The organism is Citrobacter sp. wls613, assembly GCF_005281195.1.
Lineage (GTDB): Bacteria > Pseudomonadota > Gammaproteobacteria > Enterobacterales > Enterobacteriaceae > Citrobacter > Citrobacter gillenii.
Genome location: NZ_SZXN01000056.1, coordinates 149,865 through 171,311 on the forward strand (window position 1 = coordinate 149,865; position 21,447 = coordinate 171,311).

Annotated in this window: 19 protein-coding genes and 1 pseudogene; 14 read left to right on the top strand and 6 right to left on the bottom strand. The window is 55.0% G+C overall.

The features are described 5' to 3' along the window. Positions 1–418 (top strand): tRNA-binding protein (locus tag FDX01_RS23745; protein WP_283205040.1); only part of this gene is annotated, 418 nt, incomplete at its 5' end. Between the two features lie 73 nt (positions 419–491). Further along, complete coding sequence (ypfH, locus tag FDX01_RS10810) at positions 492–1,190, top strand: esterase (RefSeq protein WP_096756205.1); 699 nt, start codon at positions 492–494, stop codon at positions 1,188–1,190. A gap of 83 nt (positions 1,191–1,273) precedes the next feature. Here the strand turns inward: ypfH and FDX01_RS10815 are convergent, their stop codons facing one another. From FDX01_RS10815 to FDX01_RS10825, 3 genes are read right to left on the bottom strand one after another with little or no spacing between them, the layout of a single operon-like run. Next, positions 1,274–1,474: a hypothetical protein gene (locus FDX01_RS10815; protein WP_096756206.1), complete on the bottom strand. Its 201-nt coding sequence runs from the start codon at positions 1,472–1,474 to the stop codon at positions 1,274–1,276. A 27-nt stretch (positions 1,475–1,501) separates the two neighbouring features. Then, positions 1,502–2,629 (bottom strand): succinyl-diaminopimelate desuccinylase, encoded by a 1,128-nt coding sequence (gene dapE / locus FDX01_RS10820; RefSeq protein ID WP_096756207.1) that lies wholly within the window; start codon positions 2,627–2,629, stop codon positions 1,502–1,504. A gap of 3 nt (positions 2,630–2,632) precedes the next feature. Continuing rightward, positions 2,633–2,998 (bottom strand): ArsC family reductase, encoded by a 366-nt coding sequence (locus tag FDX01_RS10825; protein WP_137399763.1) that lies wholly within the window; start codon positions 2,996–2,998, stop codon positions 2,633–2,635. Between the two features lie 388 nt (positions 2,999–3,386). On the opposite strand from FDX01_RS10825, the gene ypfM reads away from it, so the two are divergent. Continuing rightward, positions 3,387–3,446, top strand: a complete 60-nt coding sequence (gene ypfM, locus FDX01_RS10830; RefSeq protein WP_001386977.1) for a protein YpfM — start codon at positions 3,387–3,389, stop codon at positions 3,444–3,446. 76 nt (positions 3,447–3,522) lie between these two features. Here the strand turns inward: ypfM and acrD are convergent, their stop codons facing one another. After that, the gene (gene acrD, locus FDX01_RS10835) at positions 3,523–6,636 is read right to left on the bottom strand and encodes a multidrug efflux RND transporter permease AcrD (protein ID WP_137399764.1); all 3,114 of its coding nucleotides are present in this window, start codon (positions 6,634–6,636) and stop codon (positions 3,523–3,525) included. Positions 6,637–6,820: 184 nt separating this feature from the next. Further along, positions 6,821–8,518 (bottom strand): nitrate/nitrite two-component system sensor histidine kinase NarQ, encoded by a 1,698-nt coding sequence (gene narQ / locus FDX01_RS10840; protein WP_115257808.1) that lies wholly within the window; start codon positions 8,516–8,518, stop codon positions 6,821–6,823. Positions 8,519–8,779: 261 nt separating this feature from the next. Between narQ and aegA the strand changes: the two genes are divergently transcribed. The 3 genes and pseudogenes from aegA (at position 8,780) to FDX01_RS10855 (ending at position 12,657) form a co-directional block, all read left to right on the top strand. After that, the gene (gene aegA / locus FDX01_RS10845; protein WP_137399765.1) at positions 8,780–10,759 is read left to right on the top strand and encodes a formate-dependent uric acid utilization protein AegA; all 1,980 of its coding nucleotides are present in this window, start codon (positions 8,780–8,782) and stop codon (positions 10,757–10,759) included. A 156-nt stretch (positions 10,760–10,915) separates the two neighbouring features. Next, positions 10,916–11,494 carry a GDP-mannose pyrophosphatase NudK gene (gene nudK, locus FDX01_RS10850; protein ID WP_115257810.1) on the top strand — a complete coding sequence of 193 codons (579 nt, stop codon included), beginning with the start codon at positions 10,916–10,918 and terminating at the stop codon, positions 11,492–11,494. A 120-nt stretch (positions 11,495–11,614) separates the two neighbouring features. Beyond that, positions 11,615–12,657: pseudogene (locus tag FDX01_RS10855) on the top strand (DUF1176 domain-containing protein). Here the strand turns inward: FDX01_RS10855 and tkt are convergent. Continuing rightward, positions 12,647–14,641, bottom strand: coding sequence for a transketolase (gene tkt, locus FDX01_RS10860; protein WP_137399766.1), 1,995 nt, complete (start codon positions 14,639–14,641; stop codon positions 12,647–12,649). The pseudogene FDX01_RS10855 and the gene tkt sit on opposite strands and share 11 nt — an antisense overlap. Before the next feature lie 279 nt (positions 14,642–14,920). Here tkt and maeB point away from each other — a divergent pair, with 279 nt between their 5' ends. The 8 genes from maeB to eutN all read left to right on the top strand — a co-directional run bounded on the left by maeB (position 14,921) and on the right by eutN (position 21,445). Next, entirely contained in the window at positions 14,921–17,200 is a 2,280-nt protein-coding gene (maeB, locus tag FDX01_RS10865; RefSeq protein WP_096756215.1) for an NADP-dependent oxaloacetate-decarboxylating malate dehydrogenase, read from the top strand. Positions 17,201–17,359: 159 nt separating this feature from the next. Further along, the gene (gene eutS / locus FDX01_RS10870) at positions 17,360–17,695 is read left to right on the top strand and encodes an ethanolamine utilization microcompartment protein EutS (RefSeq protein ID WP_096756222.1); all 336 of its coding nucleotides are present in this window, start codon (positions 17,360–17,362) and stop codon (positions 17,693–17,695) included. A gap of 12 nt (positions 17,696–17,707) precedes the next feature. After that, positions 17,708–18,187 (top strand): ethanolamine utilization acetate kinase EutP, encoded by a 480-nt coding sequence (gene eutP / locus FDX01_RS10875; RefSeq protein ID WP_096756223.1) that lies wholly within the window; start codon positions 17,708–17,710, stop codon positions 18,185–18,187. Further along, positions 18,165–18,878 carry an ethanolamine utilization acetate kinase EutQ gene (eutQ, locus tag FDX01_RS10880; RefSeq protein ID WP_115257814.1) on the top strand — a complete coding sequence of 238 codons (714 nt, stop codon included), beginning with the start codon at positions 18,165–18,167 and terminating at the stop codon, positions 18,876–18,878. The genes eutP and eutQ overlap by 23 nt, the downstream gene beginning before the upstream one ends. A 9-nt stretch (positions 18,879–18,887) precedes the next feature. Beyond that, positions 18,888–19,691: an ethanolamine utilization cob(I)yrinic acid a,c-diamide adenosyltransferase EutT gene (eutT, locus tag FDX01_RS10885; RefSeq protein ID WP_115257815.1), complete on the top strand. Its 804-nt coding sequence runs from the start codon at positions 18,888–18,890 to the stop codon at positions 19,689–19,691. After that, positions 19,688–20,704 carry a phosphate acetyltransferase gene (gene pta, locus FDX01_RS10890; protein WP_096756226.1) on the top strand — a complete coding sequence of 339 codons (1,017 nt, stop codon included), beginning with the start codon at positions 19,688–19,690 and terminating at the stop codon, positions 20,702–20,704. Before eutT ends, pta begins: the two co-directional genes overlap by 4 nt. 38 nt (positions 20,705–20,742) lie before the next feature. Next, positions 20,743–21,036, top strand: a complete 294-nt coding sequence (gene eutM / locus FDX01_RS10895; protein ID WP_005121908.1) for an ethanolamine utilization microcompartment protein EutM — start codon at positions 20,743–20,745, stop codon at positions 21,034–21,036. A 121-nt stretch (positions 21,037–21,157) separates the two neighbouring features. Beyond that, a complete protein-coding gene (gene eutN, locus FDX01_RS10900; protein ID WP_096756227.1) occupies positions 21,158–21,445 on the top strand; it encodes an ethanolamine utilization microcompartment protein EutN in 288 nt (95 codons plus the stop codon). The last annotated feature ends 2 nt before the right edge of the window (positions 21,446–21,447 follow it).

Here is a 21,447-nt window from a genome sequence, read left to right on the forward strand (position 1 = left end):
AAGCGAGGCGGGAAAACGCCTGGCCGCAACCGAACACCTGCGCCTGCGTCGGGATGCTGACGTTCTGGCACAGTGGAACGATGAGGCGATCCCGGTCGTGCCGCTGAAAGAGACTACGCTTAATGAAGATGACTGGCAGGCGTTGGCTGGATTTGCTTTTGCGCATCGGCCGCTGCTCACGTCGTTAGGCTGTCTGAGTCGCCTGCTCCAGGGCAGCGAGCTACCTCTTCCGGCATTGCGCGGACGTGTCGACGAGAGATGCGGCGACGCTGAACTGTGCCTACGACTGAAGGTGCCCGGGCGTAAAGCGCTGTTGTTGGTTCAGCGGGCTGAAGCGGCGCAGGCGTTGGCCCAGATCGATGCGGCCCGGACGCAACAGCTACAGAATCGCATTATGCAATGGCAATTTTTTCACTGACTTCTTCAATTTCCTGGCATGGTCATTGCGATTAAGCGGCGTAGAATTACTCTTATCAGTTAAGGAGATCGCCATGAAACATGACCATTTTGTTGTTCAAAGTCCCGATAAACCTGCGCAACAGCTGTTGCTGCTGTTTCATGGTGTCGGCGATAACCCGGTTGCCATGGGCGAAATTGGTTCCTGGTTTGCACCGCTGTTCCCCGATGCGCTGATTGTCAGTATCGGTGGGGCACAGCCTTACGGTTCCACCGGCGGCCGGCAGTGGTTTTCAGTGCAGGGCGTGACGGAACAGAACCGTCAGGAGCGGGTTGATGCCATCATGCCGGTGTTTATCGACATCGTACGCTACTGGCAGCAACAGAGCGGCGTTTCCCCTCAGGCAACCGCGCTGATTGGTTTTTCGCAGGGGGCGATTATGTCGCTTGAGAGCATCAAGGCCGAACCGGGGCTGGCATCGCGGGTCATCGCCTTCAATGGCCGCTACGCCAGCGTGCCGGAGGTGGCGACGACCGCCACAACGGTGCATTTGATTCACGGCGGGGAAGACCGGGTGATCGAACTGTCTCACGCCGTTGCCGCGCAGGAAGCATTAATTCGTGCCGGAGGGGATGTGACGCTGGATATCGTCGAAGATCTCGGCCATGCCATTGACGATCGCAGCATGCAATATGCACTCGATCATTTGCGCTTTACCGTACCGAAGCACTACTTCGATGAAGCACTGAGTGGCGGTAAGCCCCACGATGATGATGTGATTGAGATGATCTAGCCCGTAGGCCGGATAAGGCGAGGCCGCCATCCTGCACTTAATGCCCGGTGGCGCTAACGCTTACCGGGCCTATGGGACTGCGGTTATTTCTTCGGCTGATCCTTGTTCGGCCAGTCATCGTCATCATCCCATTTATCGTTAAAGTCACGATGCGGGGGAAGCTCCGGTTTATTGGCGAGAAATTTTTTATGGTCAACGCGCTTGAGATCTTTGATTACGTTCAGCAGTACGCCTACCAGAAAAACCAGTACTAAAATCCACCAATACTTTGCCAGCAAGTCCATGCTCATTTCCTCTTGCAGGAACGCTCATCAGGCGACGAGCTGCTCCATGATACGTTGATACATACGGGCAAGCAGCTGCAGGTCGGCGGCATTAACACATTCATTAATTTTATGAATGGTGGCATTGACCGGCCCAAGTTCTACTACCTGCGCCCCCATGCGGGCAATAAAGCGCCCGTCGGATGTCCCGCCTGTAGTCAGTAACTGCGGTTTAATTTCATTATAGTGCTCAATGGCGTTGACCACTGCATCCACCAGTTTACCGCGATCCGTCAGGAACGGCTGACCGGAAAGCCACCAGTCGACGGTATAACGCAGCTGATGCTTATCCAGCAACGCCAGCACCCGCGATTTGATCATCTCATCGTTGAGTTCGGTGCTGAACCGGAAGTTGAACTGAACAAAAAGCTCGCCGGGGATGACGTTATTGCTGCCGGTTCCTGCCTGAATATTGGCAATCTGCATGCTGGTCGCGGGGAAAAATTCATTACCCTGATCCCATTCAATGCCTACCAGTTCATTCAGCATTGGCGCAGCGCGGTGCACAGGGTTATCAGCCAGATGCGGATAGGCCACGTGTCCCTGAACCCCGTGAATCGTCAGGTTGCAGGTCAGTGAACCCCGACGCCCGTTCTTGACCACATCACCGACGATTTCGGTACTGGATGGCTCGCCGACCAGGCAATAGTCCAGTCGTTCGTTGCGGGCCATCAGCGCTTCAACCACCTTCACGGTGCCATTTTTCGCGCTGGCTTCTTCATCAGAGGTGATTAAAAATGCCAGACGGCCTTTATGGTTAGGGTGCTGAGCGACGAAACGCTCTGCCGCGACAACCATTGCCGCCAGCGATCCTTTCATATCCGCAGCGCCGCGTCCGAACAGCAGGCCGTCGCGGATTGTCGGCTCAAATGGCGGATTGATCCAACGATCAACATCACCGGCAGGCACGACGTCGGTGTGACCGGCAAACGCCAGCGTCTCACCGTGTCCGCGCCATGCCCAAAAATTCTGTGTGTCACCAAAATCCATTCGCTCAACGGTAAAACCTACCGCGCGCAGGCGCTCAATCATTAACGCCTGGCACCCGGCATCATCCGGGCTTAGGGAAGGACGGCGAATAAGCTGCTGTGTCAGCTCAATAACTGGGCACGACATAGACTACACCTCATTACAATCATTAAAAAACTGCATATAACTGGATTCACTAAAACCCAGCAGCATAGGCTTACCCGGTGCGCAGAGCAATGGGCGTTTGATCATTGCAGGCATTTCAATCATCAACGCGGCGGCGGCGTCCGCAGTGGTGATGTGGCTCCGCGTGGTTTCATCCAGTTTGCGCCAGGTGGTTCCGCGCGTATTGAGCAGCGCCTCCCAACCTAACTCGTTGATAAAAGACTGCATGAGTGCGTGGTCCAGACCGTCAACGCGATAATCATGGAAGCGGTACTCAATACCGCGTTCCTCCAGCCAGCGTCGGGCTTTTTTAATCGTATCGCAGTTTTTAATGCCGTAAAGGGTGACCATTTGAATCCTTATTGACGTAATTTGAATATTTATTCTTAATCTGTGTTATTGCAGATAATACATAGTGTCACTCAATCGTTATAGAAAAATATAACATTGTTGAACAACAGTGAATAATGATTCCTGAAAGTTCCAGAATCAGGGATGGCGTAAAATTCAGAATTTACTGCTTTGCATCTGACTGTTTTTCCATCAGAATTATCAAAGTCGTAGATTATGTATGAATATTTCAAAATATTGCCGTAAGTCACATAAAATTTATGGGTATAGCGCATAGTGATGACATACACCCCACACACGGGAGGATGCAATCACAACCATTGGTTAAATTGTCTTCTTTTAATGATGATGATTTCGTAGAATGCCCATAATAATAAGAGAGGTTGTTATGATTGAACGTGAACTGGGGAACTGGAAAGATTTTATCGAAGTCATGCTTCGTAAATAAATTTCTGGCAGACATCCTGATCCCGCAAGGGATAAAAAAAGGCGACTCATAATAAGTCGCCTTTTTTGTGCCCTGATTATTCCGGGCGTGGCTTCAACGGGAAGCGCCTGCGTACCAGCACAAAAAACAGCGGCACGAAGTAAATGGCCAAAATAGTGGCGGATATCATCCCGCCCATCACGCCGGTCCCTACCGCATGCTGACCGCCGGAGCCTGCGCCGCTGCTGATGGTCATCGGCAGCACCCCGAAGATAAACGCCAGTGAGGTCATTAAAATTGGACGTAAACGCTGACGACAGGCGTGCAGTGTGGCGTCGAGCAAATCGTGTCCTTTTTCATTCATTTCATTGGCGAACTCAACAATTAATATCGCGTTTTTCGCCGACAGCCCGATAACCGTTAATAGCCCGACCTGGAAATAAACGTCGTTTTCCAGACCGCGCATCCAGGTCGCCAGCAGCGCGCCAATCACCCCCAACGGCACTACCAGCATGACGGAGAACGGTACCGACCAGCTTTCGTACAGTGCCGCCAGACACAGGAACACCACCAGCAGCGAAATAGCGTACAGGGCAGGGGCCTGAGAGCCCGAGAGCCGTTCCTGATAAGACATCGCCGTCCATTCGAGGCCAAATCCGGTCGGAAGCTGATGCACCAGCGATTCCATCACGTCCATTGCCGTCCCGGTACTGACGCCGGGCGCGGCTTCGCCGACGATCTCGACGGCAGAGTAGCCGTTGTAGCGTTCCAGACGCGGTGAACCGGTTTCCCAGCGCGAGGTGGCAAACGCCGAGAACGGCACCATACCACCGCTATTGTTGCGCACGTACCACAGGTTGATGTCGTCAGGGAGCATGCGATATTCCGCCGCCGCCTGCACGTAGACTTTTTTCACACGGCCGCGGTCCATAAAGTCATTGACGTAACTGGAGCCCCAGGCCGTTTGCAGCGTGTCGTTAATATCATCGATAGAAACCCCCAACGCCTGTGCTTTGCGCTGATCGATATCAATTTGCAGCTGCGGGCTGTCGTCGAGGCCATTATGACGTACGCGGGTGAGAGAGGTGTCCTTCCCGGCAAGTTCTATCAATTTGTCCCGTGCGGCCATTAATGCGTCATGACCCGCACCGGCGTGATCCTGCAACTCCATATCAAAACCGGCAGAGCTACCCAGGCCGCTGATGGCCGGAGGGCTGCTGGCAAATACGCGCGCCTCTTTAATCTGGTTAAACGCTTTGGTGGCGCGTTCGATAATGGCAAATGAGGTGCCGGTGGTGGCGTCACGATCGTCCCAGTCTTTTAAGCGGACAAACATGCGCGCTACGTTCTGCCCGTTCCCACCAGGGCCAGAGCCGACGGTTGAGAAGACCGACATGATGTTGTCTTTTTCATGAGTGAAATAATACTTCTCGACTTCTTCCACCACTTTTAACGTCTGCTGCTGCGTGGAACCGCTGGGCAGCTGCACCGAGGTGGTAAACATGCCGCGGTCTTCCAGCGGCAGGAACGAGGTTGGCAGGCGCAGGAACAGGAATACCATGCCGCCGAGCAGCAAGCCGTAGATCAGGATCCAGCGCAGGCTGCGATGTAAAATTCGGGCAACGCCTTTTTCATAGCGTTCAGCATTGCGGTTAAACATGCGGTTAAACCAGCCGAAGAACCCGGTCTGACCGTGATGTTCGCCCTTGTGCAGCGGCTTGAGCAATGTGGCGCACAGGGCCGGGGTCAGGATCATCGCCACCAGCACCGACAGCACCATTGCCGAGACGATGGTTATCGAGAATTGGCGGTAAATCGCCCCGGTGGTGCCACCGAAGAAGGCCATCGGGATAAATACCGCGGACAGCACCATGGCGATACCCACCAGCGCACCCTGGATCTGCCCCATCGATTTCCGCGTGGCTTCACGCGGCGAGAGGCCTTCCTCGCTCATGATGCGCTCGACGTTCTCCACCACCACAATGGCGTCATCGACCAGCAAGCCGATGGCCAGCACCATCGCAAACATCGTTAGCGTGTTGACGCTGTAGCCAAAGGCGTAGAGCACGGAGAAGGTGCCCATTAACACCACCGGGACGGCGATGGTTGGGATAAGCGTCGCACGGAAGTTTTGCAGGAACAGATACATGACGAGGAAGACCAGCGCGATGGCTTCCAGCAGCGTTTTTACCACGTCGATAATCGATGCTTTGACGAAGGAGGTGGTTTCATACGCCACCTTGTATTCCAGTCCGTGCGGGAAATATTGCGACAGCTCATTCAGGCGATTGATAACCAGATTCGCTGTCGCCATTTCATTGGCGCCAGAGGCTAATTTAACCCCCAGGCCGGAGGCCGGATTGCCGTTAAAGCGGCTGAGGTAATCGTATTTCTCTGCGCCCATTTCGACTGTGGCGACGTCGCCCAGTTTGACGTCGGAACCGTCCTGGTTCACGCGCAGCGTAATCGCGCGGAAATCGTCCGGCGTTTGTAGCAATGACTGAGCATTGATCGTCGCATTCAGCGCCTGTTTGTCCACCGAAGGCGTACCGCCAAGTTGGCCGACTGCAATTTGCGCATTTTGCGACTCGATAGCGTCGGTGACGTCTTTGGCGGTCATCTGGAAGCTGTTCAGCTTGGCCGGGTCGAGCCAGATACGCATGGAGTATTGAGAGCCGTAGGCGTCAATATCCCCCACGCCGTTAATACGGCTGAGCGGGTCCTGAATATTACTCGCCACGTAGTCGGCAATATCCTGCTTGTCCATTGAGCCGTCGGTGGAGACAAAGGCGATAGTCAGGATATTGGTATCCCCGGTTTTACGTACCGTCACCCCCTGATCCTGTACCGCCTGCGGCAGCTTACGCATCGCCGACTGCAGTTGGTTTTGTACCTGCTGTACGGCTTCGTCAGGATCGGTCCCTGCCACAAAACTAAGCGTCACCGACGCCTGGCCGGTCCCGCTGCTTTGCGACGACATATACATCAGGTTATCGAGACCGGTCATGTTCTGTTCGATAACCTGGGTCACGGTGTTTTCCAGCGTTTGTGCCGACGCGCCTGGATAGTTCGCGGTGACGCGCACGTTCGGCGGCGCCAGATCGGGATATTGCTCAACGGGCAGCGAAAAAATAGCCAGGGTTCCTGTGAGACACAACAGGATAGCTAACACCCAGGCAAAAATGGGGCGATCGATAAAAAAATTCGCCATTAAAAGGGGACCTCGTGTTTCTGCGTATATTTGTGGGTATGACCTGCTTCACTGTAGCGGCAAGGTACGAGCCAAACGTGGAGAAAAAAAGAAGATAATGTAAATTATCATACGCGTTTACAGCGTACCTTTCGTGCCAACGCCGTCTGGACTGGGTGCAGACCAGACGGTGCATTGCTGTTCTTTACGTTAGCTGACTTTCTGTCTCTGCCGATCGAAAACTAATGCTGACCAGCGTTCCGCCCCCGGAGGGTTGCGAGAAGGTCAGTGTACCGCTGAGTCTTTCTGCTCGCTCACGCATAATATTCAAACCATAGTGTCCCGCGGGTTCTTGCGGGTCACCGATACCGACGCCGTTATCGCGGATATACACGGTATGATTCCCATCCGGCGCGGTCACGCAGCTGACGGCAATTTCGCTCGCACTGGCGTGTTTAATGGCGTTCAACACTGCTTCACGAACGATCTGCAACAGGTGCACCTGCATTTGCGCATCCAGTGCCAGCGTCGGTAACCGGCAATCGAGCGTCAGTTTAGCCGAAGTTTGGTTTTGCAGCGTTTCCAGCATTTCGTGCAGGGCAGAAGGCAGATCGGCCTGCTGTAAGGTCAGGCGGAAGGTGGTGAGCAGCTCGCGCAACTGGCGATACGCATCATTCAACGCCTGGGAGAAATCGGCCATGATGCCCTGCGCCGGGGCATTATCTTCCGGAATCGAACGCTTCAGTAGCGTTAACTGAATGCGCAAATAAGACAGTACCTGCGCCAGCGAGTCGTGGAGTTCACGCGCGATGGTCGCTCGCTCTTCCATTAACAACAGCTGCTGAAAATGTTTTTGCGCCTGATTGAAGTACAGCCCGCGTCCCAGCATGGTTGACACGCTATTAAGCAGCGGTGTGGACGCACTCACGTTAGGGCTTTGCCAGTGTAGTTCTCCATAGACGGTCTCCTGCATGGTGACCGGCAGGATCTGCATCGGCAGGTCGGGGCTTTTAGTCCCTTCGCTGATCCGCCAGTTATCACCGACGGTGAGTTCCAGGAAATATGCAGCGTCGTGCTCGCGAACGATCTGTAAAATATGGCGGAAGCAGTGCACGTCAATTTGGCTGGTATTCAGCGCCTGAGAGCACTGATACAGCACTTCCAGGCGGCGATTGGCTTCGTGAAGGTCATGTGTTTTCTCCGCCACGGAGGCTTCCAGCGAGCGGTACAGTTTATGCAGTTCACTCGACATCTGGCTAAACGTCTTCGCCAGCAGCCCCAGTTCGTTGGGCAAGCCGGTATCCAGTTGGGGGATATCAAACTGACCGTGTTCAATCTGCTGGCTGGCCATCACCAGGTTATTGAGTGGACGTACTACCTGCTGGCGAATACGCCGCAAAGTAAAGAACACCAGGGTGAATATGCCGATCCCGCCCGCCAGCGATATGCCAAACACCAGCATCACTTTGCGCTCAGCATAATGCTGCAACGCCAGCACGAAGAGGTCGATTTGATTGACATAGTTGTTGATATTGGCCTGATACCAGGGCAAATCGCCGCTTATCAGTCGGGTGTTCATTTCCAGCCAGTTCGCATGCAGACGTCCATAGCGACTTTTTACTGCCTCTGGAACATACCAGGCGTTCAGATTTTGTAATGCCGGCGCGTTTAACGCCTGCTGGAAAAGCTGGCGGTGGGCGTTGAGTTGTGGGCTTTGGCTTTGCAGATCATACCCCAGCCGATAACTTTGCATACGCAGGGAACCGGCAATATTAATTGCCTCCGCGTCGCGCAAACTGCTGGTGAGCGTAAGCAGCGCAATGCCCGTAGAGAGAATTGACAGCAGCACGATGTAGAAAAAAGCCTTGGCTAAACTGGCCGAGACAGGACGCTTTACCGTCACTCGCACATCCTCACACAATGCGCCTCGCGCCTGGTTGCAGCCCGAACGACTCAGTGTATTTGTTAAATGTTAATAAAATCGCCATGAAACAGGATGGTAACTGAAACACAATTTCATATGCGATGAAATAAATTGATCTGCCACAGGTTCTGGATAAATAGTTGTACTTTCTGGGCAAATGGACATTGCCGCTCACTTCAGGGTCGGTTAATAACAGTCATATAAAGAATAAGGTTTTTGCAACCAAAAAAGAAGGAAGCCATGAATCGTTTTATTATGGTCAACAGCCAACAGTGCCTGGGATGCCACGCCTGTGAGGTCGCCTGTGTCATGGCGCATAACGATGAGCGGCATGTCCTGAGCCAACGGCATTTTCAGCCGCGCATTACCGTCATCAAACATCAACACCAGCGCAGTGCGGTGACTTGCCGCCACTGTGAAGACGCGCCCTGTGCCAGAAGCTGTCCGAATGGCGCAATCAGTCATGACAATGACAGCGTGCAGGTGAACGCGAAAAAGTGTATTGGCTGTAAATCCTGCGTTGTTGCCTGTCCTTTTGGCACGATGCAGATCGTACTGACTCCCGTGGCGAAAGGAAAGGTGAAAGCGACCGCGCATAAGTGCGATTTGTGTCAGGGGCGGGAAGAAGGACCGGCCTGCGTTGAGAACTGTCCGGCGCAGGCGCTACAGCAGGTGACTGAAAGCTCACTTGCCGGTCTTTCAAAAGCACGCAGGCTGCGCGCAGCCAGTCAGGAGTGTCAACCCTGGCATGCGATTGCCAGCGGAGTGACGCAGCATGTCACCAGTAAAGTTGAACAAATGCGGGCCACGCCCCCGCGCGGTGAGCCCGATAAACTGCCGATTGATGCCCGTAAAACCAGCTTTGATGAGATTTATTTGCCGTTCCGCACGGCGCAGGCTGAACGGGAAGCCTCCCGCTGCCTGAAGTGTGGCGAGCACAGTATTTGCGAGTGGACGTGCCCGCTGCACAACCATATTCCACAGTGGATCGAACTGGTGAAAGCCGGAAACATTGACGCAGCGGTTGAGCTTTCGCACCAGACCAACTGCCTGCCGGAAATTACCGGACGCGTCTGTCCGCAGGACCGGCTCTGCGAAGGGGCTTGTACGGTACGTGATGAACACGGTGCGGTCACCATTGGCAATATTGAACGTTACATCTCCGACCGCGCGTTGAGCAAAGGGTGGAGACCGGACCTAAGTCATGTACAGAAAGTCGATAAACGCGTCGCCATTATCGGTGCGGGTCCGGCGGGGCTGGCTTGTGCGGATGTGTTAGCACGCAACGGCGTTAGCACTACCGTCTTCGATCGCCATCCTGAAATTGGCGGCTTACTGACGTTTGGTATTCCGGCCTTCAAACTGGATAAATCATTGCTGGCGCGCCGTCGTGAAATCTTCAGTGCCATGGGTATTCATTTCGAGCTGAACTGCGAAGTCGGCAAGGACGTGACGCTGGCTGCGTTGCTGGAAGACTACGATGCGGTGTTCGTGGGCGTCGGGACCTATCGTTCGATGAAAGCGGATCTGCCGAATGAAGACGCCCCCGGTGTGTATGACGCGCTACCGTTCCTGATTGCCAATACCAAGCAGGTGATGGGACTGGATGAACTGCCAGAGGAGCCGTTTATTGACACCGCCGGACTTAACGTCGTTGTCCTCGGCGGCGGCGATACGGCCATGGACTGCGTGCGTACCGCGCTGCGCCACGGGGCAAGCCAGGTCACCTGCGCTTACCGTCGGGATGAAGCCAACATGCCCGGCTCGAAAAAAGAGGTCAAAAATGCCCGCGAAGAGGGGGCTAACTTTGAATTTAACGTCCAGCCGGTTGAGCTGGTGCTGAATGCTGAAGGGCGCGTCAGCGGCGTGCGTTTCTTACGCACCCAACTCGGTGAACCTGATGCGCAGGGGCGGCAGCGTCCGGTTCCCATCGCCGGGAGTGAATTTGTGATGCCTGCAGATGCGGTGATCATGGCGTTTGGTTTTCATCCGCACGGCATGCCATGGCTGGAGGCGCACGGCGTGAAGGTTGATAGCTGGGGGCGGATCGCTGCGGACGTTGAGAGCGCTTACCGTTATCAAACCACGAACCCGAAGATTTTTGCCGGGGGGGATGCGGTGCGCGGAGCCGATCTGGTGGTGACGGCCATGGCGGAAGGGCGTCATGCCGCACAGGGGATCGTCGACTGGCTGGGTATAAAATCAGTTAAATCTCACTAATCAGCGGGTAGGCCGGATAAAACGCGTTAGCGTTGCCATCCGGCAATGTGCAGTATATAGGTCTGATGGCGCTTCGCTTATCAGGCCTACATTGTTCTAAGACAAACCCGGTTTCACGGCGTAGTATTATTGCTCACTTCTCTCCGTGGAGCCGGTATGTCGCAAAAAATTACCCTCATCAAAGACAAAGTCCTTTCCGATAACTACTTCATCCTGCGCAATATCACCTATGAACTGACCCGTAGCAACGGCGAGGTCATCCGCCACAAACGCGAGGTTTACGATCGCGGTAACGGGGCCACCATCCTGCTGTATAACCCGGAGAAAAAGACCGTGGTGTTGATCCGCCAGTTTCGCGTCGCGACCTGGGTCAACGGTAACGAAAGCGGACAGCTAATAGAAACCTGCGCCGGACTGCTGGACAACAACGAGCCGGAAGCCTGCATTCGCAAAGAGGCGATAGAAGAGACCGGCTATGAAGTGGGTGAGGTGCGCAAACTGTTTGAGTTGTACATGTCGCCGGGCGGCGTGACCGAATTAATCCACTTTTTTATCGCGCAATACAGTGACAGCCAGCGGGCGAATGCCGGTGGCGGCGTTGAAGATGAAGATATTGAGGTTCTGGAACTCCCCTTCATGCAGGCGCTGGAGATGATCAAAACTGGCGAGATCCGAGATGGTAAAACGGTGCTATTGCTGAACTATTTGCAGTCGTCACATCTCATGGGCTCATGATCGGGATTTATATTTCTTTACAAAATAACGGCCAATCCGACGATTCTGATTGAGCCTCATCAATCGCGCAAGGAAGATACGGCTCAGGTTGTTGGTTTTGACTTCGGGGTTGTACCGTCCATGCGCTATCGCGTTATTTTCATCTTTCTGCTCGGTTTGCTGCCGGTCCGCTTTTTGTGGGCGGCTCCTGCGCAGCAGGCATTTTCCGACTGGCAGGTGACCTGCAATAACCAGAATTTTTGCGTGGCGCGCAATACCGGTGAACATCACGGCCTGGTGATGACCCTAAGCCGCAGCGCCGGGGCGCATACCGACGCAGTGTTGCGCATCGAACTGGGGGGACTGGACTCCCCCGATGCCAAAGAGGCAGATATTGCGCCGCGTTTGCTGCTCGACGGCGCACCGCTGCCGTTGACCGGTGAACACTGGAATATAACGCCCTGGCATCTGATGACTGACGATCCTGTCACCATTAGCGCCTTTTTACAGACCGTGCAAAACGCGCAGGCTATTACCCTGCAAAAAGGGGGCAAACCCTGTCGCTGGCAGGACTGAAAGCCGCGCTGTTGTTTATTGACGCACAGCAAAAACGTGTAGGCAGTGAAACCGCCTGGATACAAAAAGGCGACGAGCCGCCGCTCAGCGTGCCGCCGGCACCCGCCCTGAAAGGTGTGGCCATCGTGAATCCCACGCCAACGCCGCTGTCTGAACAAGAACGCAACGACCTACTGGATTACGGGAACTGGCGGATAAACGGGTTGCGTTGTTCGCTCGACCCGATGCGTCGTGAGGTGCGGGTGTCTGCGTTAACGGACGACAAAGCGCTGCTGATGATCGGCTGTGAGGCCGGGGCATATAACACCATCGATTTGGCATGGATTGTGTCCCGCAGCAAACCGCTGACCTCCCGCTCCGTGCGGTTGAGTCTGCCGTTTAAAACGGATGCAGAAAGCAATGATATGGAGTTGACCAATGCTGCGTTCGATGAAAAATCGCGCGAGCTAATTACGCTCGCCAAGGGCCGAGGGTTGTCGGACTGCGGTATCCAGACGCGCTGGCGTTTTGACGGCCAGCGTTTTCGTCTGGTGCGTTATGCGCAGGAGCCAAGCTGTGATAACTGGCATGGCCCCGACGCCTGGCCCACATTGTGGATCACCCGTTAAGCACCTTATGTGCTTTTTCGACAATGTTCTCCACCGTAAAGCCGAAAAACGGGAATAATTTGTCCGCCGGGGCGGATTCCCCATAGCCGGTCATGCCGACAATCGCGCCTTTCAGACCGACGTATTTGTACCAGTAATCGGCAATGCCCGCTTCGACCGCCACGCGTGCGCTGACGTTTGCTGGCAGGACCGATTCACGGAATGCCTCGTCCTGGGCGTCGAAGATATCCGTCGAGGGCAGGGAGACCACGCGAACGTTACGCCCTTCACCCGTCAATTTCTCCGCCGCCAGCAGCGTGATCTCCATCTCTGACCCGGTAGCAATCAGGATAATATCCGGCTTCCCGCCGCCGTCTTTCAGTACGTAACCGCCGCGGGCAATCTCTTTGACCTGCTCAGGCGTGCGTTCAACCTGTGCCAGGTTCTGCCTGGAAAGGATCAGCGCCGTGGGACCGTTATGGCGCTCAACGGCCAGTTTCCAGCCTACTGCCGCTTCGACCTGATCGCACGGACGCCAGGTGCTGAAGTTGGGCGTCAGGCGCAGGCTGGCGAGCTGCTCTACCGCCTGGTGAGTCGGACCGTCTTCCCCCAGACCAATCGAGTCGTGGGTATAGACCATGATCTGTCGGGCCTTCATTAATGCTGCCATGCGTGCGGCGTTACGGGCGTATTCGACAAACATCAGGAAGGTGGCTGTATACGGGACAAAACCGCCATGATGGGCGATGCCGTTGGCAATGGCGGTCATGCCAAATTCACGCACGCCGTAGTGAATGTAATTCCCGGCCGGGTCGTCTTTCAGCGAGGTTGAGCCTTTCCAGATAGTCAGGTTGCTGGGGGCGAGATCGGCAGAGCCGCCAAGCAGTTCGGGCAGCATCGGGCCATAGACGTTGAGGGTGTTTTGCGATGCCTTACGGGTGGCAATTTTTGCCGGATTAGCCTGCAATTCGCGAATGTATTTCTCGGTACTCTTTTCCCACTCTTTTGGCAGCCCACCACGCATCCGGCGGGTAAACTCTGCTGCCAGTTCAGGGTGTGCTTGCTGGTAAGCGGAGAAGGTCGTATTCCAGTCCTGCTGGGCTTTTTCGCCTTTTTTCCGCGCGTCCCAGGCCCGATAAATCTCTTTGGGGATGTGAAAGGCGGGATGATGCCAGCCCAGCTTCTGGCGGGTCAACGCCACTTCTTCTTCACCCAGTGCCGCGCCGTGCGCCTCTTCTTTCCCGGCCTTATTCGGCGAGCCAAAGCCAATTACCGTCCGGCAGATAATGAGTGATGGCTTATCGGTCACGCTTTGGGCTTCCAGAATGGCTTTCTTCACCGCTTCAGGATCGTGCCCGTCTATCTCGTGTACCACATGCCAGTGATACGCTTCAAAGCGCTTCGCGGTATCGTCGGTAAACCAGCCCTTGGTTTCGCCATCAATAGAGATGCCGTTGTGGTCGTAAAAGCCGATCAGCTTGCCCAGTCCCAGCGTCCCCGCCAGCGAACAGACTTCGTGGGAAATCCCTTCCATCAGGCAGCCGTCGCCCATAAAAACATAGGTGAAATGGCTGACAATCTCATGGCCCGGTTGATTAAACTGCGCGGCCAGCGTTCGTTCGGCCACCGCCAGCCCGACGGCGTTTGCCAGGCCCTGACCCAACGGCCCGGTGGTGGTTTCCACGCCCGGCGTGTAGCCCAGTTCCGGGTGCCCGGGCGTTTTTGAATGCAGCTGGCGGAAGTTCTTTAACTCGTCCAACGGCAGGTCGTAACCGGAAAGATGCAGCAGGCTGTAAAGCAGCATTGAGGCGTGACCGTTGGACAAAATAAACCGGTCACGATCGTACCAGTGAGGATCGCTCGGGTTATGGCGGAGAAAATCGTTCCACAGCACTTCGGCAATATCGGCCATGCCCATCGGTGCGCCGGGATGTCCGGAGTTGGCTTTCTGGACCGCATCCATACTCAGCGCACGAATGGCATTGGCAAGCTCTTTACGGGTCATAGGAAATACTCCTTGAAAAGTAAAGTGTTAGAGCGTGTGTTAATTCACACTTTTGGAGAATTTGCAGGCGTTGTCAGCAAAAAGCATAGCAGACAGGCATGGTATTGCTGGCTTAAGCAGGTAACATGGCTGTTATAAATTGATAACAAATTCTTTCTTTGAGTAGTGAGAGTTTGGCGACCTTCAAAGTTTGCGCCGCTAACTGAGGTGATAATGTGCGGCTCTGCAAAAGGGTTACCTGCGCCACTTTATTGATCGATACGTGAAAGGAACAACAAGATGGATGACCAGTTAAGACAAAGCGCCCTCGATTTCCACGAGTTTCCAGTACCCGGCAAAATTCAGGTTTCGCCAACCAAACCCCTTGCCACCCAACGTGACCTGGCGCTGGCCTATTCACCCGGTGTTGCAGCCCCGTGTCTGGAGATTGAAAAAGACCCGCTGGCAGCCTACAAATACACCGCGCGCGGCAACTTGGTGGCGGTGATTTCCAACGGTACTGCGGTACTGGGGCTGGGCAACATTGGTGCGCTGGCCGGTAAACCGGTGATGGAAGGGAAAGGCGTTCTGTTTAAGAAATTTGCCGGGATTGACGTGTTCGATATTGAAGTCGACGAACTCGATCCGGATAAATTTATTAACGTGGTGGCGGCCCTTGAGCCGACGTTTGGCGGCATCAACCTCGAAGATATCAAAGCGCCGGAATGCTTCTACATAGAGCAAAAACTGCGTGAGCGTATGAATATTCCGGTATTCCATGACGACCAGCACGGCACGGCTATCATCAGCACCGCTGCGATCCTCAACGGTCTGCGGGTGGTGGAGAAGAATATCTCTGATGTGCGTATGGTGGTGTCCGGTGCGGGGGCGGCGGCGATTGCCTGTATGAACCTGCTGGTGGCGCTGGGCATGCAGAAGCACAACATTGTGGTCTGCGACTCCAAAGGTGTGATTTACAAAGATCGCGAACCAAATATGGCTGAAACCAAAGCAGCCTACGCGGTGGAAGATGACGGCAAGCGTACACTGGATGACGTGATTGACGGGGCTGACATCTTCCTTGGCTGTTCCGGCCCAAAAGTGCTGAGCCAGGAGATGGTCAAGAAAATGGCGCGTGCGCCGATGATTCTGGCGCTGGCCAACCCGGAACCGGAAATTCTGCCGCCGCTGGCGAAAGAAGTGCGTTCCGATGCCATTATTTGTACCGGTCGCTCCGACTACCCGAACCAGGTCAACAACGTCCTGTGCTTCCCGTTCATCTTCCGCGGTGCGCTGGACGTGGGTGCCACCGCCATCAACGAAGAGATGAAGCTGGCGGCGGTACACGCCATTGCGGAACTGGCGCATGCTGAGCAGAGCGAAGTGGTGGCCTCCGCCTATGGCGATCAGGACCTGAGCTTTGGCCCGGAATACATCATTCCTAAGCCGTTTGACCCGCGTCTGATTGTCAAAATTGCACCGGCGGTGGCGAAAGCGGCCATGGACTCCGGCGTGGCAACGCGCCCGATTGCCGACTTTGATGCGTACATCGATAAGCTGAGTGAGTTTGTCTACAAAACCAACCTGTTCATGAAGCCGATTTTCTCGCTGGCACGCAAAGCGCCGAAGCGCGTGGTGCTGACGGAAGGGGAAGAGGCGCGCGTGCTGCATGCGACCCAGGAATTGATCACCTTAGGTCTGGCGAAGCCGATCCTGATTGGCCGTCCGAGCGTGATCGAAATGCGCATCCAGAAACTGGGGCTGCAGATCAAAGCCGGTGTTGATTTTGAGATCGTCAACAACGAATCCGATCCGCGCTTCAAAGAGTACTGGAGTGAGTATTATCAGATCATGAAGCGCCGGGGGATCACCCAGGAGCAGGCGCAGCGTGCGGTGATTGCCAACACCACGGTGATTGGTGCGATCATGGTGCAACGCGGTGAAGCGGATGCGATGATCTGCGGCACGATTGGCGACTATCACGAGCATTTCAGCGTGGTGAAAGCGGTATTTGGTCACCGCGACGGTGTGCATACGGCGGGGGCGATGAACGCGCTGTTGCTGCCAAGCGGCAACACCTTTATCGCCGATACCTACGTTAACGATGACCCGACGCCGGATCAGCTGGCGGAAATCGCCGTGATGGCGGCCGAAACCGTACGGCGTTTTGGTATCGAACCGAAGGTGGCATTGCTGTCGCACTCCAACTTTGGCTCTTCCAACTGTCCGTCGGCCAGCAAAATGCGCGCAGCGCTGGAGCTTATCAAGGCGCGTGCGCCAGAACTGATGATCGACGGTGAGATGCACGGTGATGCCGCGCTGGTAGAAAGCATTCGTAACGATCGGATGCCGGACAGTCCGCTGAAAGGCTCCGCCAATATTCTGGTGATGCCGAATATGGAAGCGGCGCGTATTAGTTACAACTTACTACGCGTGTCCAGCTCTGAAGGCGTAACGGTCGGCCCGGTGCTGATGGGTGTGGCGAAACCGGTTCATGTATTAACGCCGATCGCCTCTGTTCGTCGTATCGTGAATATGGTGGCGCTGGCGGTTGTAGAAGCGCAAACACAACCGCTGTAATTTCACTTTAATTAATTCTGGCGCGGGTTTCTCCCGCGCCTTTTTATTTTCCCTTTCTTAGTGATCTCCCTCACCTTTTAAACCTGGTTGCCGAATTTTGTTATTTACTCTGACGAAAAATTGCCACGATGGGGTCAGTTTTAGCAGAGGCGGTGAGCAATGGAAAAAGAACGCATCATCCAGGAATTTGTGCCGGGGAAACAGGTCACGCTGGCGCATCTGATAGCGCACCCCGGCGAAGAGTTGGCGAAAAAGATCGGCGTTCCCGAGTCTGGCGCGATCGGCATCATGACCTTAACGCCGGGTGAAACGGCGATGATTGCCGGTGACTTAGCCATGAAAGCGGCGGATGTACATATCGGCTTTCTCGATAGATTCAGCGGCGCGCTGGTGATCTACGGCTCTGTAGGTGCAGTGGAAGAGGCGTTGCTCCAGACGGTGAGCGGTCTGGGCCGGTTATTAAATTTCACTTTGTGCAACCTGACAAAAAGTTAATCAGAGGCGGCGATGAAACGTATTGCGTTTGTCGGTACGGTGGGGGCGGGAAAAACCACGCTCTTTAATGCGCTCCAGGGGAATTATTCCCTCGCCAGAAAAACACAGGCTGTCGAGTTTAATGAAAACGGCGATATCGACACTCCGGGAGAATATTTTAGCCATCCGCGCTGGTATCACGCCTTAATTACCACGCTGCAGGATGTTGATACGTTGATTTATATACACGCGGCAAATGATTTAGAAAGTCGCTTACCTGCCGGGCTGTTGGATATCGGCGCCAGTAAACGACAAATCGCCGTTATCAGCAAAACGGATGTGCCGGATGCCAATGTCGCCGCAACGCGACAATTACTTCGCGGGATAGGGTTTCAGGAGCCGATTTTTGAGCTCAATAGCCATGACCCAAGCAGTGTGCAGCACCTGGTGGATTATCTGACTGAGCTCAGCCAAAAGGAGGAAAGGGCAGGTGAAAAAACTCATCACAGCTAACGATATTCGTGCGGCCCACGCACGCGGTGAACAGGACGTATCGGTTGTTCTGCGCGCCAGCATCATCACCCCGGAAGCACGCGAAGTTGCGGCGCTGCTGGGCGTCACTATCACTGAATGCGATGAATCTGCGCCGGCAGTCGTATCAACGTCTACGGCAGCACCTGCTGCTGCGGATGACGGCAAAACGGAAAGCCAGCGTATTCGCGAAACCATCATTGCGCAGTTACCGGAAGGACAGTTTACCGAAAGCCTGGTCGCGCAGCTGATGGACAAAGTGATGAAGGAGAAACAGTCGCTGGAGCAGGGCGGAATGCAGCCCAGCTTTGCCTCGGTGACCGGCAAAGGTGGCGTCAAAGTCATTGACGGCAGCAGCGTCAAGTTTGGCCGTTTTGATGGCGCCCAGCCGCACTGTGTCGGCTTGACCGACTTAGTTACTGACCAGGACGGGAGCAGCATGGCCGCCGGGTTTATGCAGTGGGATAACGCATTTTTCCCATGGACGCTGAACTACGACGAAATTGACATGATTCTGGAAGGCGAGCTGCACGTTCGTCATGAAGGCGAAACCATGATTGCGAAGGCCGGGGATGTGATGTTTATCCCGAAAGGTTCCAGCATTGAGTTTGGTACGCCGACGACGGTGAAGTTCCTGTATGTGGCCTGGCCTGCGAACTGGCAGTCCTGCTAAGGCGGATGTATGAAGGATTTCATTACCGAAGCATGGCTCAGAGCGAATCATACGCTTAGCGAAGGGGCTGAAATTCATCTCCCCGCTGATGCTCGCCTGACGCCGTCTGCCCGGGAGTTGCTGGACAGTCGTCGACTGCGCATTAAGTTTATCGATGAGCAGGGAAGCCTGTTTATCGACGACGAGCAGCAGCAACCGCAGCCGGTGCATGGTTTAACCAGCAGCGATGCACACCCGCAGGCAAGCTGCGAGCTGTGTCATCAACCGGTGGCGAAGAAACCTGACACGCTGACGCATCTGACAGCGGACAAAATGGTCGCCAAAAGTGACCCGCGCCTGGGATTTCGCGCGGCGCTGGACAGCACCATTGCGCTGGCCGTGTGGTTACAGATTGAGCTGGCCGAACCGTGGCAGCCGTGGCTGGCGGATATCCGCTCGCGCTTAGGCAACATTATGCGCGCCGACGCCATGGACGAACCTCTGGATGCGCAGGCCATTGTTGGCTTAAGCGACGGAGATTTACACCGGCTCTCGCATCAACCGCTGCGCTACCTGGACCACGACCATCTGGTGCCGGAAGCCAGCCACGGTCGTGATGCTGCACTGCTTAATTTGCTGCGCACCAAAGTCCGTGAAACGGAAACGGTGGCGGCGCAGGTGTTTATCACCCGTGGTTTTGATGTGTTGCGACCAGACATCCTGCAGGCGCTAAACCGTCTTTCGAGTACGGTTTACGTAATGATGATTTTGAGCGTGGCGAAGCATCCACTGAGCATCAGCCAAATCCAACAGCGATTAGGGGAGAAGTCATGATTATTGAACGCGCTCGCCAACTCGCCAAACGTTCACCTGCTCGGGTGGTGTTCCCGGATGCGCTGGATGTCCGAGTGCTGAAAGCGGCGAACTACCTGCATCAGCACGGTCTGGCTCGCCCTATTCTCGTCGCCAGCCCATTTGCATTGCGCCAGTTTGCCCTCAGTCACCGCGTGGCAATGGACGGTATTCAGGTTGTCGATCCGCAAAGCAATGTGCAAATGCGTGAAGAATTTGCCCTGCGCTGGCTGGCCCGTGCGGGCGAAAAAACGCCGCCGGATGCGCGGGAAAAACTCAACGATCCGCTGATGTTTGCCGCCGCGATGGTCAGTGCCGGTAAAGCCGATGTCTGTATTGCCGGCAACTTGTCGTCAACGGCAAACGTGCTGCGCGCAGGGTTGCGCATCATTGGCTTACAGCCGGGTTGCAAAACGCTGTCGTCGATTTTCCTGATGCTGCCGCAGTATCTCGGACCGTCATTAGGATTTGCCGACTGTAGCGTTGTGCCGCAGCCGACCGCCGCACAGCTGGCGGATATTGCCATCGCCAGCGCGGAAACCTGGCAGGCGATTACCGGTGAAGAGCCGCGAGTGGCCATGCTGTCGTTTTCAAGTAATGGCAGTGCCCGTCATCCCAACGTCGCTAACGTGCAGCAGGCGACGGACATTGTTCGTGAACGCGCGCCGCAGCTTACCGTCGACGGTGAACTGCAGTTTGATGCCGCTTTTGTACCGGATGTCGCCGCGCAAAAAGCGCCCGCCAGTCCGCTACAGGGCAATGCCAATGTGATGGTTTTCCCGTCGCTGGAGGCAGGCAATATTGGTTATAAAATCGCCCAGCGCCTGGGAGGGTATCGTGCAGTCGGCCCCTTAATTCAGGGACTTGCCGCACCGCTTCACGACCTCTCTCGCGGCTGTAGCGTGCAGGAAATTATCGAACTGGCGTTGGTGGCAGCTGTGCCGCGCCAGACTGAAATGAGTCGTGAAAGCGCCTCGCAAACACTGGTTGTTTAGGTCCCGTTCTGGACCCCTTCTACTAAGAGGAAAACACAATGGAAGCATTAGGAATGATCGAAACCCGGGGCCTGGTTGCACTGATTGAGGCTTCTGACGCAATGGTTAAAGCGGCACGCGTGAAACTGGTTGGCGTGAAGCAGATCGGTGGCGGCCTGTGTACTGCCATGGTTCGTGGTGATGTGGCCGCTTGCAAAGCAGCTACGGATGCCGGAGCTGCTGCTGCGCAGCGTATTGGCGAACTGGTTTCTGTACACGTTATCCCGCGTCCGCATGGCGATCTGGAAGAAGTATTCCCGATCAGCTTCAAAGGCGACAGCAACGATATGTAAGTCGTCCATGTGACGCCACTGGATTGTTAAGAGAAAGCTGGCGTCACCCTCTCTCCTTTTCACATTACCTTCTGCGGAGGGTAGGGGGAGGTTTTACCTGAAATATGCCACGGAGGCGGGTATGAAACTGGCAATCGTCACAGGACAAATTGTTTGTACCGTACGCCATCAGGGGCTCGCGCACGACAAGTTGCTGATGGTGGAAATGATTGATGCTCAGGGAAATCCCGACGGGCAGTGTGCTGTTGCTACCGACAGCATCGGGGCGGGAACCGGAGAGTGGGTGCTGCTGGTCAGTGGAAGCTCTGCCCGCCAGGCGCACAGTAGTGACTCATCGCCTGTCGATCTGTGCGTGATTGGCATTGTCGATGAAGTGGTGGCAGGTGGTCAGGTGATCTTCCATAAATAAGG